This is a genomic window from Polaromonas sp. JS666, from assembly GCF_900103405.1.
In the GTDB taxonomy this organism is placed as follows: Bacteria; Pseudomonadota; Gammaproteobacteria; order Burkholderiales; family Burkholderiaceae_C; genus Polaromonas.
Genome location: NZ_FNHX01000003.1, coordinates 535,160 through 550,026, shown reverse-complemented (window position 1 = coordinate 550,026; position 14,867 = coordinate 535,160). Strand labels below are relative to the sequence as shown.

General features: G+C 65.5%; 14 protein-coding genes. 5 read left to right on the top strand and 9 right to left on the bottom strand.

Translation table 11 applies throughout. The features are described 5' to 3' along the window. Window positions 1-44 precede the first annotated feature (44 nt). Window positions 45-2,381, top strand: a complete 2,337-nt coding sequence (locus BLQ85_RS10815) for an ATP-dependent DNA helicase (RefSeq protein ID WP_074576695.1) — start codon at window positions 45-47, stop codon at window positions 2,379-2,381. Between the two features lie 318 nt (window positions 2,382-2,699). Here the strand turns inward: BLQ85_RS10815 and BLQ85_RS10810 are convergent, their stop codons facing one another. The 5 genes from BLQ85_RS10810 to BLQ85_RS10800 all read right to left on the bottom strand — a co-directional run bounded on the left by BLQ85_RS10810 (window position 2,700) and on the right by BLQ85_RS10800 (window position 5,657). Then, window positions 2,700-3,407 (bottom strand): hypothetical protein, encoded by a 708-nt coding sequence (locus BLQ85_RS10810; protein ID WP_083336815.1) that lies wholly within the window; start codon window positions 3,405-3,407, stop codon window positions 2,700-2,702. 364 nt (window positions 3,408-3,771) lie between these two features. Continuing rightward, window positions 3,772-4,587: a hypothetical protein gene (locus BLQ85_RS10805; protein WP_074576693.1), complete on the bottom strand. Its 816-nt coding sequence runs from the start codon at window positions 4,585-4,587 to the stop codon at window positions 3,772-3,774. 97 nt (window positions 4,588-4,684) lie between these two features. Beyond that, a complete protein-coding gene (locus tag BLQ85_RS24235) occupies window positions 4,685-4,906 on the bottom strand; it encodes a hypothetical protein (protein ID WP_139200939.1) in 222 nt (73 codons plus the stop codon). A gap of 221 nt (window positions 4,907-5,127) precedes the next feature. Then, complete coding sequence (locus BLQ85_RS24580; protein WP_175456095.1) at window positions 5,128-5,301, bottom strand: hypothetical protein; 174 nt, start codon at window positions 5,299-5,301, stop codon at window positions 5,128-5,130. Beyond that, a complete protein-coding gene (locus tag BLQ85_RS10800; RefSeq protein ID WP_074576691.1) occupies window positions 5,298-5,657 on the bottom strand; it encodes a hypothetical protein in 360 nt (119 codons plus the stop codon). The genes BLQ85_RS24580 and BLQ85_RS10800 overlap by 4 nt, the downstream gene beginning before the upstream one ends. A gap of 399 nt (window positions 5,658-6,056) precedes the next feature. On the opposite strand from BLQ85_RS10800, the gene BLQ85_RS10795 reads away from it, so the two are divergent. Next, the gene (locus BLQ85_RS10795; protein WP_074576689.1) at window positions 6,057-6,674 is read left to right on the top strand and encodes a DUF502 domain-containing protein; all 618 of its coding nucleotides are present in this window, start codon (window positions 6,057-6,059) and stop codon (window positions 6,672-6,674) included. Between the two features lie 131 nt (window positions 6,675-6,805). Further along, the gene (locus BLQ85_RS10790) at window positions 6,806-8,161 is read left to right on the top strand and encodes a dicarboxylate/amino acid:cation symporter (protein WP_074576863.1); all 1,356 of its coding nucleotides are present in this window, start codon (window positions 6,806-6,808) and stop codon (window positions 8,159-8,161) included. 86 nt (window positions 8,162-8,247) lie between these two features. Here BLQ85_RS10790 and infA read toward each other — a convergent pair whose 3' ends face one another. The 4 genes from infA to BLQ85_RS10770 all read right to left on the bottom strand — a co-directional run bounded on the left by infA (window position 8,248) and on the right by BLQ85_RS10770 (window position 13,736). After that, on the bottom strand, window positions 8,248-8,505 hold the full coding sequence (infA, locus tag BLQ85_RS10785) for a translation initiation factor IF-1 (protein WP_007874777.1): 258 nt from the start codon (window positions 8,503-8,505) through the stop codon (window positions 8,248-8,250). A gap of 62 nt (window positions 8,506-8,567) precedes the next feature. Beyond that, window positions 8,568-8,804, bottom strand: coding sequence for a hypothetical protein (locus tag BLQ85_RS10780; protein WP_074576687.1), 237 nt, complete (start codon window positions 8,802-8,804; stop codon window positions 8,568-8,570). Window positions 8,805-9,160: 356 nt separating this feature from the next. After that, complete coding sequence (locus BLQ85_RS10775; RefSeq protein ID WP_074576685.1) at window positions 9,161-10,222, bottom strand: response regulator transcription factor; 1,062 nt, start codon at window positions 10,220-10,222, stop codon at window positions 9,161-9,163. After that, window positions 10,206-13,736 carry a hybrid sensor histidine kinase/response regulator gene (locus BLQ85_RS10770; protein ID WP_074576683.1) on the bottom strand — a complete coding sequence of 1,177 codons (3,531 nt, stop codon included), beginning with the start codon at window positions 13,734-13,736 and terminating at the stop codon, window positions 10,206-10,208. The genes BLQ85_RS10775 and BLQ85_RS10770 overlap by 17 nt, the downstream gene beginning before the upstream one ends. Before the next feature lie 169 nt (window positions 13,737-13,905). On the opposite strand from BLQ85_RS10770, the gene BLQ85_RS10765 reads away from it, so the two are divergent. Further along, on the top strand, window positions 13,906-14,208 hold the full coding sequence (locus BLQ85_RS10765) for an urease subunit gamma (RefSeq protein ID WP_007874763.1): 303 nt from the start codon (window positions 13,906-13,908) through the stop codon (window positions 14,206-14,208). A gap of 36 nt (window positions 14,209-14,244) precedes the next feature. Next, entirely contained in the window at window positions 14,245-14,862 is a 618-nt protein-coding gene (locus BLQ85_RS10760) for a HupE/UreJ family protein (RefSeq protein ID WP_175456094.1), read from the top strand. Window positions 14,863-14,867 lie beyond the last annotated feature (5 nt).

The following is a 14,867-nucleotide window of genomic DNA, read 5'->3' as shown; positions in this document are numbered from 1 at the left end:
CCTGCCCCGCCCGCTTCCCCCTCCATCCAGAGAGCACACCCCGATTGAAATACCTTGTGGCCGTCAGGGCCCTGTGCGAGTTCACTGCCAAGCATGGCGACCTGGACCTGCGCTTTACACCCTCGCCTTCGGCCCAGGAAGGCATGGCCGGCCATGCGCTGGTCGCGTCGCGCCGTGGGGAGTCCTACCAGGCCGAAGTCAGCCTGGAGGGCGACTACAAGGCGCTCACGGTGCGCGGCCGCGCCGACGGCTACGACCCCGAGCAAAACCAGCTCGAAGAGGTCAAGACCTACAGGGGCGACCTGCACGCCATGGCCGACAACCGCCGCCACCTGCACTGGGCGCAGCTCAAGATTTACGGCTGGCTGCTGTGCCAGGACAGGAAGCTTCAAGACATCAACCTGACGCTGGTCTATTTCGACGTGGCCAGCGCGCAGGAAACGCCGCTGACCGAGCACTTCACGGCCGCTGCGCTCAAGGACTATTTTGAGGCGCAGTGCGAACGTTTCCTGGCCTGGGCCGAGCAGGAACTGGCGCACCGCCAGGCGCGCGATGCGGCGCTCACGGCGCTGGCGTTTCCCCACCCCTCCTTCCGGCCCGGCCAGCGCGAATTGGCCGAGGCCGTCTACAAAACCGCGCAGGCCGGCAGCTGCCTGATGGCGCAGGCGCCCACGGGCATAGGCAAGACCATAGGCACGGTGTTTCCGCTGCTCAAAGCGGTGCCGAAAAAGCAGCTCGACAAGCTGTTCTTCCTGGCTGCCAAAACCCCGGGGCGCCGGCTGGCGCTGGACGCGCTGGACCGCATCAAGGGCAGCAGCCAGTCCTTGCCGCTGCGCGTGCTGGAACTGGTGGCGCGCGACAAGGCCTGCGAACACCCGGGCAAGGCCTGCCACGGCGACGCCTGCCCGCTGGCGAAGGGCTTTTATGACCGACTGCCGCAGGCGCGCAGTGCCGCCGTGAAGCACGCCGCCGCGCACGGCCCGCTGGACAAGGCCGCGCTGCGCGAACTGGCGCTGGACCACCACGTCTGCCCTTACTACCTGAGCCAGGAACTGGTGACCTGGTCGGACGTGGTGGTGGGCGACTACAACTATTACTTCGACACCAGCGCGCTGCTGCACGGCCAGGCCCAGGGCAACCAGTGGCGCGTGGGCGTGCTGGTGGACGAGGCGCACAACCTGGTGGAACGCGCACGAAAAATGTACTCGGCCACGCTGAGCCAGGCGCAGCTGCAGCAGGTGCATGCCGGCGCGCCGCGCGCCGTGCGCGGCGCGCTGGAGCGGCTCAACCGCGGCCTGCAGGAGCTGCAGCAGGCGCAGAGCGAGCCCTACGAGGTGCATGCCGAGCTGCCCGCACCCTTCCTCAAGACCCTGGGCCAGGCCCTGACCCAGGTCACCGATTTCCTGCTGGCCAATCCGACGCGCATGGACGGCGAGCTGCAGGACTTTTATTTCGAGGCCCTGCACTTCTCGCGCATGGCCGAGGCCTTTGGCGAGCATTCGCTGTTCGACGTGACGCTGCAAACCGATAGCGGGCCGGGCGCATTCGGCCAGGCACTGGGCCAGCCGCTGGCGCTGCTCAACATCCGCAACGTGGTGCCCGCGCCCTTTCTGGCGCCGCGCTTTGCGGCCGCGCAGTCGGCGGCGCTGTTTTCGGCCACGCTGAGCCCGCAGAACTATTACGCCGACACGCTGGGCCTGCCGGCCGGCACGGTGTGGACCGAAGTCGAGTCACCCTTCCTGGCCGAGCAGCTGCGGGTCTCGGTGGTCAGCGATGTTTCCACCCGTTTTCAGCACCGGGACGATTCGCTCTCGCCCATCGTCGACCTGATGGCACGGCAATATGAGGGCCGGCCCGGCAACTACCTGGCGTTTTTCAGCAGCTACGACTACCTGCAAAAGCTGGTCACGCTGTTCCGCCAGCGCTACCCGCAGATTCCGGTGTGGGAGCAGACGCGCGGCATGGAAGAAGCCGCGCGTGACGCCTTCCTCGCGCGCTTCACGCCGGCCTCGCAAGGCATAGGCTTTGCCGTGCTGGGCGGCTCGTTTGCCGAAGGCATAGACCTGCCGGGCGAGCGACTGATAGGCGCTTTCATCGCGACCCTGGGCCTGCCCCAGGTCAATGCGGTGAACGAGCAGATCCGCGAGCGCATGGGCGCCAACTTCGGCGCGGCGCAGAGCTATGACTACACCTACCTCTACCCCGGCTTGCAGAAAGTGGTGCAGGCGGCCGGCCGGGTGATACGCACGACCTCCGACCGCGGCGTGGTCTACCTGATAGACGACCGCTTTACCCGGCCCGAAATACAAAGCCTGCTGCCGGGCTGGTGGAAGGTGACGCGCGTGCGCGCGCGGCGCAGGGAAGCCGCCGACGCGCTGTAAACAAAAAGCCCGCGAATGCGGGCTTTTTGTTTGAACGGCCGCGAGGCCGTCAACCTTGCGGGGCCTAAAACACGCCCAGCAGCATCAGGATCAGGATCACGCTGAGGGGGACACCTAGTAGCCAGGCAATGAGGGGCATGCTGTTTCTCCTAAAGAGTATTGAAGACAAGTCCAATGTAGGCAGCGCGCTGTGCCGCCCATGCCAGCCTGCAGGCCCGCTGCAAGTAGGGCATGGCTGACGCGCGTGTAGTTGTGCAAGCAGCCGCTTGCAGGCAGGGACCTTACAAAAGCAGCCAGGGAGCTGCGGCCCGGGAAGGGCTAGCGCTGGCTGAGCTGCAGCGCACCCAGCATGCTGGCCAGCGGCTGGGTGTCGGGCAGCACGTAGACAATGCCGCGGCTTTTGCCCAGGACAGGGCCGACCACGGTTTCGTAAAAGCGGACCGGCACCACCACACAACCCATGGAGATGCGGTTGTCGTCGGGTGTTTCCGAGGCCAGGCGCTCCGCGCGGCGCTCGGCCGGCGGCGCCGGGCGCAGGCGGTGTATGGCGAGCTTGGCCGCATAGTCGATCCAGACAATGGCCTCACCCTGCAGGTTGTGGCCGGGCTCGGAGACAAAGCGGCCCGCGGGCGTGGTGCGTTCATCCTCGCGTAGGCTGGCCACGCTGCGCTGCGCCATGCCGGGCACGCCATGGTCGCCGGGCGCCAGGCCCGTCAAAGCGGGCGATGTGCCGCGCAGCTGGCCGCCCGCCTCGAACACAAAGATGCGACCGCCTTTTTTATCGACGATCACAAAGGGCAGGCCTCCGTTGTCGCGCGCATCCACCACCCAGCGCAAAGCCTGGCGTGCATCGGGAGAGGCGGAGACCAGCACCATGCCGGTGCCGGGACTTGCGGCCGGCGCGGCGGCACTGTCGGTGTAGGGCGCCAGCGGCGCGGCGAAGGAAAACAAGGGGCTCGCGGCAAGGACGGCAAAGGCCGTCGCGAAGGCGATTTTTGCTGCGTGTTTCCTGCCTGCGAACAACATCCGGGGTCCTGTGCGTGGCGCTGAAAAGTGCGCGAACGCACATCCAAAAAACCGGGATCGCTGTCTGTTGAGTGCGCCCCGGCACGGTTGCACCATGTTAGCGATGCAAGCAATTGTGCTCAACGGAGAAACCCTGAACCGTCTCGGATACTTGCTATGACTTGTATAGCAATGAACCCTTTTAAAATGCCCGAAAGAAGCAGCTTTAGCAGCCTAACGGAAGGACTTGCGGGGGCATGTAACAGTCGCCGGAGGCGGCATTTTTTGGCGCGGCAGATGCCTGCGCGCAACACCGAGCGGGACGCCGTGCTGGCGCCCGTTACAAGTTACAAATCAGGAGAGGGGGAATGGCCGAAGGGAAATCTCAGCCCGCGGGCACCGTGCCCTGCTTCACGGCGAGTTCATGCGCGGCCGGAAACACCTCGGCCAGCGGCTTGACTTCGGGCAGCACATAGACCACGCCGTAACTCGCGTTGAAAGCGGGCTTGAGCACGTTTTCATAGAACTCCACCGGCATGTTGATGCAGCCGTAGGAGATGCGGTTGTCCTCGGTGGTCGGCGAGGCGAGGCGCTCGAGCCGGCGCTCCTTGGGCTCCAGCGTGCGCACGCGGTGCATGGACACGGCCGCGTCGTAGTCGACCCAGACCACGTCCTCGCCCGTGGCGTTGCGCCCGGGTTCGGCGACGAAACGGCCCGCGGGCGTGGTGCGCTCCTGCGGCTGCACCTGGGCGATGGGCCGCCCGCCTATGCCGTCCACCGAATCGTCGCCGCGCGCCGCGCCTATCAACACCGGCGTGGCGCTGCGCAGCTTGCCGGAGGGCTCGAAGACAAACACCTTGGTGTTGATCTTGTCGAGGATGACAAAAAAGAGTTTGCGGTTGTCGCCGGAGCTGACGACCCAGTTGGCGACTTCGCGGGCTTCGTTTGAAGCCGGCTCGCCGCCGAAATCCGCCGTGCGCGGCGTCATGGGCGGGGGCGCCGTGGCTTGAAGGCCGACGGCCGCCGGCGGGGCCACGGGGTGAGGCCTGAAGAGCGGCAGGACCAGCACCGCGATCGCGGCGCCCCAGAGAACGCCCTGCTTGATGCCGTCAAGAATATCGGAATGCCGCGTGTCCACCGGCGCCGGGGCCGGTCCTTCAGCAGCGGGCCGCTGCTGAACATCAGGCGGGGAGGCAGCCATGGACAGAAATCAAAAAATGTCGCATCCCACATAAAACGCTCCGGGCCGCCAAGGCGATCCGGAGCGATTTCATGCGCAGGTGCATGAATGGCCTGGCTTAGTTGCGGTCAGCTTGTGCGGGACGCTCGGTCGGCGTGACAGCGGTGTCCGTGCTGGTCGAAGGCGAGGTGCTGGGGCTGGTGCTGCCCTGGTTCTGCATGGTCTGGTCTGCCGGCGTGGCGGGCGTGGTGGTGCTGGTGTCCTGGGCATAAGCCAGGCCAATGGCGCCAACCACGGCGGCTGCGGCGACGGCGGAAGCCAGGGTTTTCGATGCTCTCATGGTGTACTCCTAAGGTCATGCCCATCACAGGCAATCGGGTTGGTAAATCGCCGGCCGTATTGCCGACTGGGTTCAATTTACGGTAGGGAGCAGAGCCTGTTTCGTCGGTCTGGTACAGCGCGCCGTGTAGGACAAGCGAGGTCACAAAATGCTACGCGCCTCACAGGCGCATGCAGGATGGCACATGCGGGAACAGCTGCTTACCCCTGGAGCGGTCGCCGCTATTCGATGGGGTTGTTGCCCTGCAGGCCGTGTTCGGCCTTGATCGCGAGCTGGAGTTTTTCAAGCTCGTCGATGAGCTGGTCTATCTTCGCGAAATCCTTGACCGGGGCCGCCTGCAAGGCCTGCAGCCGGGCGCGCAGGTCCGCATAGTCGGCCTCCAGGTCGCGCTTCATGCCGGCACCGGGCCGGGCTTGAAGCCATTGACGGAGCCGCGCTTGTCGCTGCCGCCTTCGGCGGCCTTGGCTGCGGGCGCGACGAAGAGCTCGGCCTGCAAGTCTTCTTCGCTGCGCGGCCCGTATTGAAGGTCGGGGCCGACCAGTCGCTGCAGCTCGCCGTAGCCGGTGGCCAGGGCCGTGTCGTAGGCCGCGAAGGTGATGTCGGAGCAGGAGATCGATTCAAACACCCGCGGGTCTTCGCGGCTTTCAAGAATGCGCCAGCAGAATTCGCCGGGGGCGGGCTCCTCGACGGTGAGGGCCAAAGAACGGAGGGGGACTTTGAGTTGTGCGTTGACCAATGTGGAGTGGCTCATGAAACAGGAATCCTCAAAAATATCCGGACAGGCCGGACGTGGCCTTGCAGACGCAGCTTGGAGCGCCGCAAAAAAATATCAAGGGGTGCAAACGTAACTTTCAGCGCAGGGGCCGAAGGCTGCTGAAACGGCCGGGGCGGCAGGCATGGCTCAAGCACAAGGGCAAAGGTGCGCCGGCCCGTGGCCGGTGTCGTCTCTGCAGCTGCGTGGGCTTTCATATCAGGTGTTCGCAATGCCGCCAGTTTAAGCATGGAAATATGACAAGCTGCGGTGATTAGTACCCGAAAAACGTAGGAAAAAGCCGACAGGTGCCGCGCGGCGTGGAGCGTCAACTGAAATGGTTATATTGCAGGCATCGCCAGGCCCGCATCGTGCGCGGAGGCACGAATAGAAAAGCCCATGAAAAGCCTTTACAAATATTTCTTTCGCGGCCTCATCACCATCCTTCCGGTGGCCCTGACGGTCTACCTGCTCTACATCTTCCTGGCCTGGATGGAGACCGCGGCGCTGTGGATTCTGCGGCCGCTGATCGGCAGCTTTTACATCCCGGGCCTGGGCCTGGTGTTCGGCGTGCTCAGCATCCTGGTGATCGGCTACCTGGTGTCCAAGCGCAGCGTGCGCACGCTGCTGTCTTTCGCGGAGATGCCCTTCACCAACCTGCCGGTCGTCAAAAGCATCTACTCCTCGCTCAAAAGCTTCGCCGACTACTTTTCGCCTTCGGGCAAGCAGGGCGAACAAAGCGTGGTGATACTGCGCATGCCCGGCCACGCGATGGAAATCGTCGGCCTGATCACGCGCCGCAGCTTCACCGACCTGGGGCCCGGCTTCCTGCCCGGTGATCGCGTGGCGGTCTATCTGCCCATGGGTTACATGATAGGCGGCTACACGGTGTTCGTGCCGGCCGACTGGGTGCAGCCCATAGACATGTCGGTGGAGGAAGCCATGCGATCCTCGCTGATCGCCTGGATGGCGCGCCCGCCAGCCACGGGCGGCGGCAGCGGCACGCCGGCCGGCTGAGTTTTCTTCAGGCCGCGCGCGGCGGCCGCGTAAAGGTTTGTGATCTGTGGTTTCCCACATGGACAAATCGTGTGGCGGGGCTATATTTGATGACCCGATCACCACTGCGCGCAGCCTGGCGCGTCCCGGCCATGACAACAACGACAACAGAGACAAGCAAGCGCAAGCCGCCCCTCTACAAATCGCTCTATTTCCAGGTCATCTGCGCGGTCATCGCTGGCGTGCTGCTGGGGCATTTCTACCCCGATGCCGGCAAGCTCATGAAGCCGCTGGGCGACGGTTTCATCAAACTCATCAAGATGATGATCGCGCCCATCATCTTCTGCACCGTCGTGATCGGCATCGCCGGCATGGAGGACATGAAGAAGGTCGGCAAGACCGGCGGCCTGGCGCTGCTTTACTTTGAGGTGGTTAGCACCTTCGCGCTGATCATAGGCCTGGTGCTGGTCAATGTGTTCAAGCCGGGCCAGGGCATGAATGTCGATGTATCCACGCTGGACACCAAGGCCATCGCGGCCTACACCGGCCCCGGCAAGATGGTCGGCACCACCGACTTCATCATGAACATCATCCCGACCACCGTGGTGGACGCCTTCGCCAAGGGCGAGATCCTGCAGGTGCTGCTGATCGCGGTGATGTTCGGTTTCGCGCTGCACCGCTTCGGCGGGCGCGGCACGCTGGTGTTTGACTTCGTCGAAAAAACCTCGCACGTGCTGTTCACCATCGTCGGCTTCATCATGAAGGTGGCGCCCGTAGGCGCGTTCGGCGCCATGGCCTTCACCATAGGCGCTTACGGCGTGGACAGCCTGGTGTCGCTGGGCAAGCTGATGGCCGCCTTCTACGCCACCTGCCTGATCTTCATCTTTGTGGTGCTGGGCGCCATCGCGCGCGTGCACGGCTTCAGCATCTGGAAGTTCATCAAATACATCAAGGAAGAGCTGCTGATCGTGCTGGGCACCTCGTCATCCGAATCGGTGCTGCCGCGCATGATGGAAAAGATGGAGAACCTGGGCGCGAAAAAGACCACCGTGGGCCTGGTGATCCCGACCGGCTACTCCTTCAACCTGGACGGCACCTCCATCTACCTCACGATGGCGGCGGTGTTCATCGCGCAGGCCACCAACACGCCGATGACGCTCACGCAGGAGCTCACGCTGCTGGCGGTGCTGCTGCTGACCTCCAAGGGCGCGGCCGGCATCACGGGCAGCGGCTTCATCGTGCTGGCCGCCACGCTGTCGGCCGTGGGCACCGTGCCCGTGGCGGGGCTGGCGCTGATCCTGGGCATAGACCGCTTCATGTCGGAGGCGCGTGCGCTGACCAACCTGATAGGCAACGGCGTAGCCACCATCGTGGTCGCCAAATGGACAAATGACCTGGACACCGACCGGCTCAAGGCCGGGCTCAACAACGAGAGCTGGGTCGAGGCCCAGGAGCCCGAGGTGCTGATCAACAGGAAGACCGAGCACATGGCAACCGGCCGCCACTGAAAACACACCGCCAATGACAAAGCCCGGCAGGCGGAGATTCCTCTCCACCTGCCGGGCTTTGTGTTTTTTCGCCGGCGAAGGCCGGTTTAGCGGGCCTGGCGCGGCGCCGGGCCGGGGCCGCGGCCCGCGATGTGGCGGAAGGTGATCCGGCCCTTGCTCAGGTCGTAGGGCGAGAGCTCCAGCGACACCTGGTCGCCGGCCAGGATACGGATATGGTTTTTGCGCATCTTGCCCGAGGTGTAAGCCACAAGCTTGTGGCCGTTCTCGAGCGTGACGCGAAAGCGCGAATCCGGCAACACTTCGTCGACCAGCCCATGCATTTCAATCAGTTCTTCTTTGGCCATGATGTAACTCCTAGGGAATTGAAAAAGTTGTCCGTGATGTCTGTTGTCAGGGCTGGCAAGGCTTATGCGCAGGCCGGCGTTGAGCGCTCGTGGATCCAGCGCAGGGCGTGTTCCGTCGCGTATTGCACGGCCGAGGCCGCGCTGTCGAAGAGGCCGCTGAAGCGCAGCACGCGGTCGTGCGTGGCGCTGCCGCGGCCGGAGCGGATGGAGACCGATGCAGCGTAGCCTTCGCCTTGCTGCTTGGCCAGTGGTGAGACAAGGTACTTGCCCACCGCGATTTTGGTGTGATCTACGTTCATAAAAAAGTCCGTGCCGGGTTATGTGTCCCGGCTTGATAAATAAGGAGAATCGGCTTGCGAGCAAGCCGGCGGGTGTTCGGTGTCCACCCGCCTGGCCCTTGTCAGGGGCTGGGCTGGTTGAGCCATGCGTGGGCACTGTCGGGAAGAGTGCTCGCCGGAAAAACGGAACAGTGCTGAGAGGGTTCAGAGCTGTATGGGCACTGAAAACACTGTGGATTCGGGCTCTGGGAAGCGCCGCTATTGAGAAGGAAACCTGTCGGGAAAAGGTTTCGATGTAAAAAGCTGATGCTTTACCGAAGCTGCTATTGTAACCGCCCGGCGCAAATCGCGCCTTTTGCCCTGCTGGACCGGCTTCCTCAGCCCTCAAACTGCGGGTGCAGCTGGCGGATCCGGTTCATGGCCATGCCCGCGGCGGCGGTGCGGGTTTCCACGCCCAGCTTGGCGTAAACCCGTTCCAGGTGCTTCTTCACGGTGGCCGGGCTGGAGCCCAGGATGTCGCCGATGTCGCGGTTGGTCTTGCCCTTGACCACCCAGTACAGCACCTCGGCCTCGCGGGCCGTGAGCTTGAAGCTCAGGCTCATGGCCTCCACCACCGCATCGTCGGAAATCTCGCGCATCACGATCAGCCAGTCGCCCCGGCCGGAGGCGTCGCCGCTTTCGCCGCCGTCGCCGGTCTGCTGGTGCAGCCGGAAGGTCAGCCGGCGCGGGCCCATTTCCACCGCCAGGCGCGGCGGCTCGACATGGCGTTCGGCGTCCGCGATGTGGCTGCGCAGCCAGGCCAGCACCGGCTCGGGCGTTTGCGGCGCCGAGGTACCGTAGTAGCGCATCAGGAGCTCACGCGCCAGCGGCGTCTGCCAGATCAGCCGGCCGTCGGCCGCGCCGCCCATGCGCACCGTGATGCTGGCATACCCGAAGGCGTCCAGCGCGTTGCGCGCCTGGCCGGCCTGGCGCGCCTCCTGGCGGGCACGGCGCGCGCCCTGCAGGTGCACGCCCATGCGCGCCATCACTTCCTTGGGTTTGATGGGCTTGGTCACGTAGTCGACGCCGCCGGCCTCCAGCGCGGCCACCAGGTGCTCGGTTTCGGTCAGGCCCGTCATGAAGATGATGGGAATGTGGGCGGTCTCGGCCGCGGCCTTCAGGCGCTTGGCGACTTCAAAACCGTCCATGCCCGGCATCATCGCGTCCAGCAGCACGATATCGGGCCTGGCCTGCAGCGCGCGCTGCAGCGCAGCCTCGCCGCTGGTGGCCACCAGCACGGTGTAGCCCGATTCATCGAGGGCGTCGTGCAGCACCGAGAGGTTGTCGGGCACGTCGTCCACGATGAGTACAACGTCGCTGTTGGCCCGGTCCAGCGTGCGGTCCAGGCTGCGGCTCGGCGGGTTCAGTGTGGTGAGGGAATCTTCAAGCACGCTGCTCATGGCTGGCCTCCTGGTTGGCGAGCTGGCGGCCCATGGCCTCGAACTGGAACTGCCGCGCCAGCACGCGCATGTCTTCGACGAATGCGGCGGTGGCGGGCTGCTGCCGCTCTATCTCCGCCAGCATGTTCATGATGCCGCGGTAAAAACCGAGGCTGACCACCTCCTGCAGCGCGGCCAGCTGCGGGGCGTGGGGCAGCACGCGCCGCTCGGGCGCGGCCGCGGGCAAGGCCTCTTCCTGCGCCGCATCGTCATAACGCCAGGCGAGCGACAGGCGCCGCTCCAGCCAGGCGATCAGTTCGGTGTGGCGCACGGGTTTGAGGATGAAGTCCTCGGGAAGAATGCCGGCGTCGTTTTCCATGCCTTTGTCAAAGGCATTGGCCGAGACGATGGCCAGGTGTATGCCCTCATGGCCGGAGCCGCGAATGCGGCGCAGCGTCTCCCAGCCGTCTATGCCCGGCATGGCCAGGTCCATGAAGATCACGTCGGGCTGGTAGCCGGCGGCCAGCAGGTCCAGGCAGTCGTGGCCGCTGGCGGCGGTGCGCAGCTCAAAGCCCATGGGCTGCAGCAGCTGCACCAGCAGTTCGCGGTCGGGCTCTTCGTTGTCGACCACCAGCAGGTTGCGGCGCGCGCCCTCGTAGCCGCTCGGCCGGCGCCGCACCGGCGCGGCGGCGGCTTCTTTCGCGGCACCCGCCGGCAAGTGCACCTCGGGCAGGAACAGCCGTATGCGGAAGATGGAGCCCTGGCCCGGTGTGCTGACCACCGTCATCTCGCCGCCCATCAGGTCGGTCAGCATCTTGGCAATCGTCAGGCCCAGGCCGGCGCCCGGCGTGCCTTCGGCGCTCTGGCCGGCCGCAGCGCCGCGCGCGAAGGGCTCGAAGATGCGCGCGAGTTCCGCCTCGCGCATGCCGGGGCCGGTGTCCTCGATGTCGATGTAGGCCATCTCGCGCGCATGGCGCAGCCGGAAAGTCACCTGCCCCTGCACCGTGAACTTGATGGCATTGCCCAGCAGGTTGATGAGGATCTGGCGCACGCGTTTTTCGTCGGCGCGCACCAGCTCGGGCAGGTTGCCGCTGGCCTCGAAGTGAAAGGCCAGGCCCTTGGCCGCTGCCTGCAGCTCGAACATGCCGGCCATCTCGTGCACACAATCGGCGAAATGCATGGGCTTGACGTTGAGCGTGAGCTTGCCCGCCTCGATGCGGGCGATGTCCAGCGTGCCCTCGATCAGCGACAGCAGGTGTTCGCCGCCGCGCTTGATGACGCTGACGGCCTGCTTGCGGTGCGGCGGTATTGCGCTGTCCTCGCCCATGAGTTGCGCATAACCCAGGATGCTGTTGAGCGGCGTGCGCAGCTCGTGGCTGATGGCGCTGATGTAGCGGCTCTTGGCCTGGTTGGCCTGGTCGGCATGGTGGCGTGCCTCTTCGGCCACGCGCTTGGCCTGCTGCAGCGCCTCGTCGGTCTGGCGGTGCGACTCGATCTCGCGCATCAGCAAATGCGTCTGGCGGTTCGATTCCTCCTGCGCCACCTGCCGGCTCTTGTGCGCCAGCACCAGCCACCAGGCGACCAGGCCGGCGATCACCAGCAGCGCCATATAGGCCTTCAGAAAGCCCGACTTCAGGGCCGGCTCCGAGGGGGTGAAGTCCGACAGCGCGCTGATTTCCTGGTGGTACAGCAGGCCGAACACGCTGGCCAGCAGCGGCACGATGATCAGCATCAGCAGCAGGAAGTGGCCCAGGCCGGTGTCCAGGTAAGGCCAGGCGCGGCGCGGCAGCAGCCAGCGCAGCGCGCCCGACCATTGCGCCGAGAGGCTCGCGTGTGGCTTGCACAGGTCGCCGCAGCGCGCATCCAGCGTGCAGCACAGCGAGCAGATAGGCCCCTGGTAGGCCGGGCAGTGGGCCATGTCCGGGCCTTCGTAGGCGCGCTCGCAGATCACGCATTGCTGCAAGGCATAAGGCTTGTAAGCGCCTTCGCCGGGCGCCACGGCCGGGCCACGCGCAATGTAGTAACGGCCCTTGGTGGCCCAGGCGATCAGCGGCGCCGCCACAAAGGCCGTTCCCATGGCGATCACCGCCGAAAAAGCCTGCGCCATTTCGCCATACATCCCCAGGTGCGCCGTGATGGACAGCGCCGAGGCCAGGGCCATGGCGCCCACGCCGACCGGGTTGATGTCATAGAGGTGGGCGCGCTTGAACTCTATGCCCGGCGGGCTCAGGCCCAGCGGCTTGTTGATGACCAGGTCGGCCACCACGGCCATGACCCAGGCGATGGCAATGTTGGAGTACAGGCCCAGCACGTCGCCCAGCGCCTGGAAGACGTTCATCTCCATCAGCATGAAGGCGATCAGCGTGTTGAACACCACCCAGACCACGCGGCCCGGGTGGCTGTGCGTGATGCGCGAGAAAAAGTTCGACCAGGCCAGCGAGCCGGCATAGGCGTTGGTCACATTGATCTTGAGCTGCGACACCACCACGAAGAGCGCGGTGGCGGCCACGGCCATGCCGTAGTGCGGGAACACGTATTCATAGGCCGCGAGGTACATCTGGTTGGGGTCCACCGCACGGTCCAGCGGCACCATGTTGCTGATCGCCAGGTAGGCCAGGAAGGCGCCGCCCAGCATCTTCACCACGCCCAGGAAGACCCAGCCCGGCCCGCCGGCCAGCACGCCGCCCCACCAGCGCCAGCGCCTGGCCGGCGTCTGCACCGGCATGAAGCGCAAATAGTCGGCCTGCTCGCCCATCTGGGTGATCAGCGCAATGCCCACGGTCAAGGCAGCACCAAACAGGTGCAAATCAAACTCGCCACCCACCCCCTTCTCACCGCCATAGTGCAGCACGCCCGAAAAAGCACCAGGATCGCGCAGCAGCACAAACACAAAGGGCACGACCAGCATGACCAGCCATAAGGGCTGGGTCCAGACCTGCAGGCGCGAGATCACGGACACGCCGTGGGTGACCAGCGGAATCACCACCAGCGCGCAGACCAGATAGCCCCAGCTGGGCGGGATGCCCAGGGCCAGGTCCAGCGCATAGGCCATGACGGCCGCCTCCAGCGCAAAAAAGATGAAGGTGAAAGAGGCGTAGATCAGCGAGGTCAGCGTGGAGCCTATGTAGCCGAAGCCGGCGCCGCGCGTCAGCAAGTCCATGTCCACGCCGTAGCGAGCCGCGTAAATGCTGATGGGCAAGCCGGCCAGGAAGATGATGAGGCCGGTGGCGACGATGGCCCAGAAGGCATTGGTGAAGCCGTACTTGACCAGCAAGGTGGCGCCCACCGCTTCCAGGATCAAAAAAGAGGCCGCGCCAAAGGCGGTGTTGGCGACCCGCCATTCCGACCACTTGCGAAAACGCTGCGGCGTAAAGCGCAGCGCGTAGTCTTCCATGGTTTCGCTGGCCACCCAGCTGTTGTAGTCGCGCCTGACCTTGATGATGCGCTGCAGCGGCGGCGCTTCGGCCGCCATGGGCGCGGCCGCTACCGCTTCGGGCGGCAGGGGCGGCTGCAGGGGCGTGAGCGGGGCGTCCATGGGAGGGGCAGATGCGCCGGGCGCGTAGTGATTGAGCGTCTTCAGGTGCATGTTCTGTGCCATGCGCCCGGGCAGCCCGCCCCAGGCTGGACCGTAGGCGGCGTCTTATGGCACCATTCTTGCACCCCGGCAGCATCCCCAAGCCGGCAGCCTGCCCTGAGAGAGCCCCATGGAATTGACACCCCGAGAAAAAGACAAGCTGCTTATTTTTACGGCTGCCCTGCTGGCCGAAAGGCGCCGCGCCCGCGGCCTGAAGCTCAACTACCCCGAGTCCGTGGCGCTGATCAGCGCCGCCGTCATGGAAGGCGCGCGCGACGGCAAGTCCGTCGCCCAGCTCATGAGCGAGGGCCGCACCGTGCTGACGCGCGCCGACGTGATGGACGGCATTCCCGAGCTGATCCCCGACATCCAGGTCGAGGCGACCTTTCCCGACGGCACCAAGCTGGTCACCGTGCACCAGCCCATTGTCTGAACGCCGCCAACAACATCCATCCCACAGGAGATTGCCGTGAGTTTTTTCGCCCTGCCCTCGCCCCGCGCATTGCGCGCCCTGCTAGCCCTGGCGGCCGCGCTGCCCGCGGCAGCCTTCGCGCACACCGGTGTGGACGGCCACACGCACCTGGATTTTTTCAGCGGCTTTGTGCACCCGCTGACCGGCATGGACCACCTGGCGGCCATGGTGGCCGTGGGCCTGTGGAGCGCGCTGGCCGCGCGCCGCGCCGGCCCTGAGCTGCTGTGGGGCCCGATGGGCTTTGCCGGCATGCTGCTGCTGGGCGCGTTGCTGGGCCTGCAGGGTGTGCAGCTTCCCGCCGTTGAGCCCATGATCGCGGCTTCGCTGCTGGTCACGGGCCTGCTGGTCGTGGCGCGCTGGCATGTAGCCGGCATTGCGGCCGCGCTCATCGTCGGTGTGTTCGCCGTCTTCCACGGCCTGGCCCACGGCTATGAACTGGCCGCGGCGCCCAGCGCCTGGGCCACCCTGTCGGGCATGCTGGCCGCCACCGTGCTGCTGCACCTGGCCGGCCTGGGCGCCGGCTGGGCGCTGCGCAGTGCCAACGCCTGGCTGCCGCGCGCGGCCGGCGCAGTCGTCGCCATTTTCGGCGTGACCCTGCTGGCCCGGCTGGCCTGAAAGCG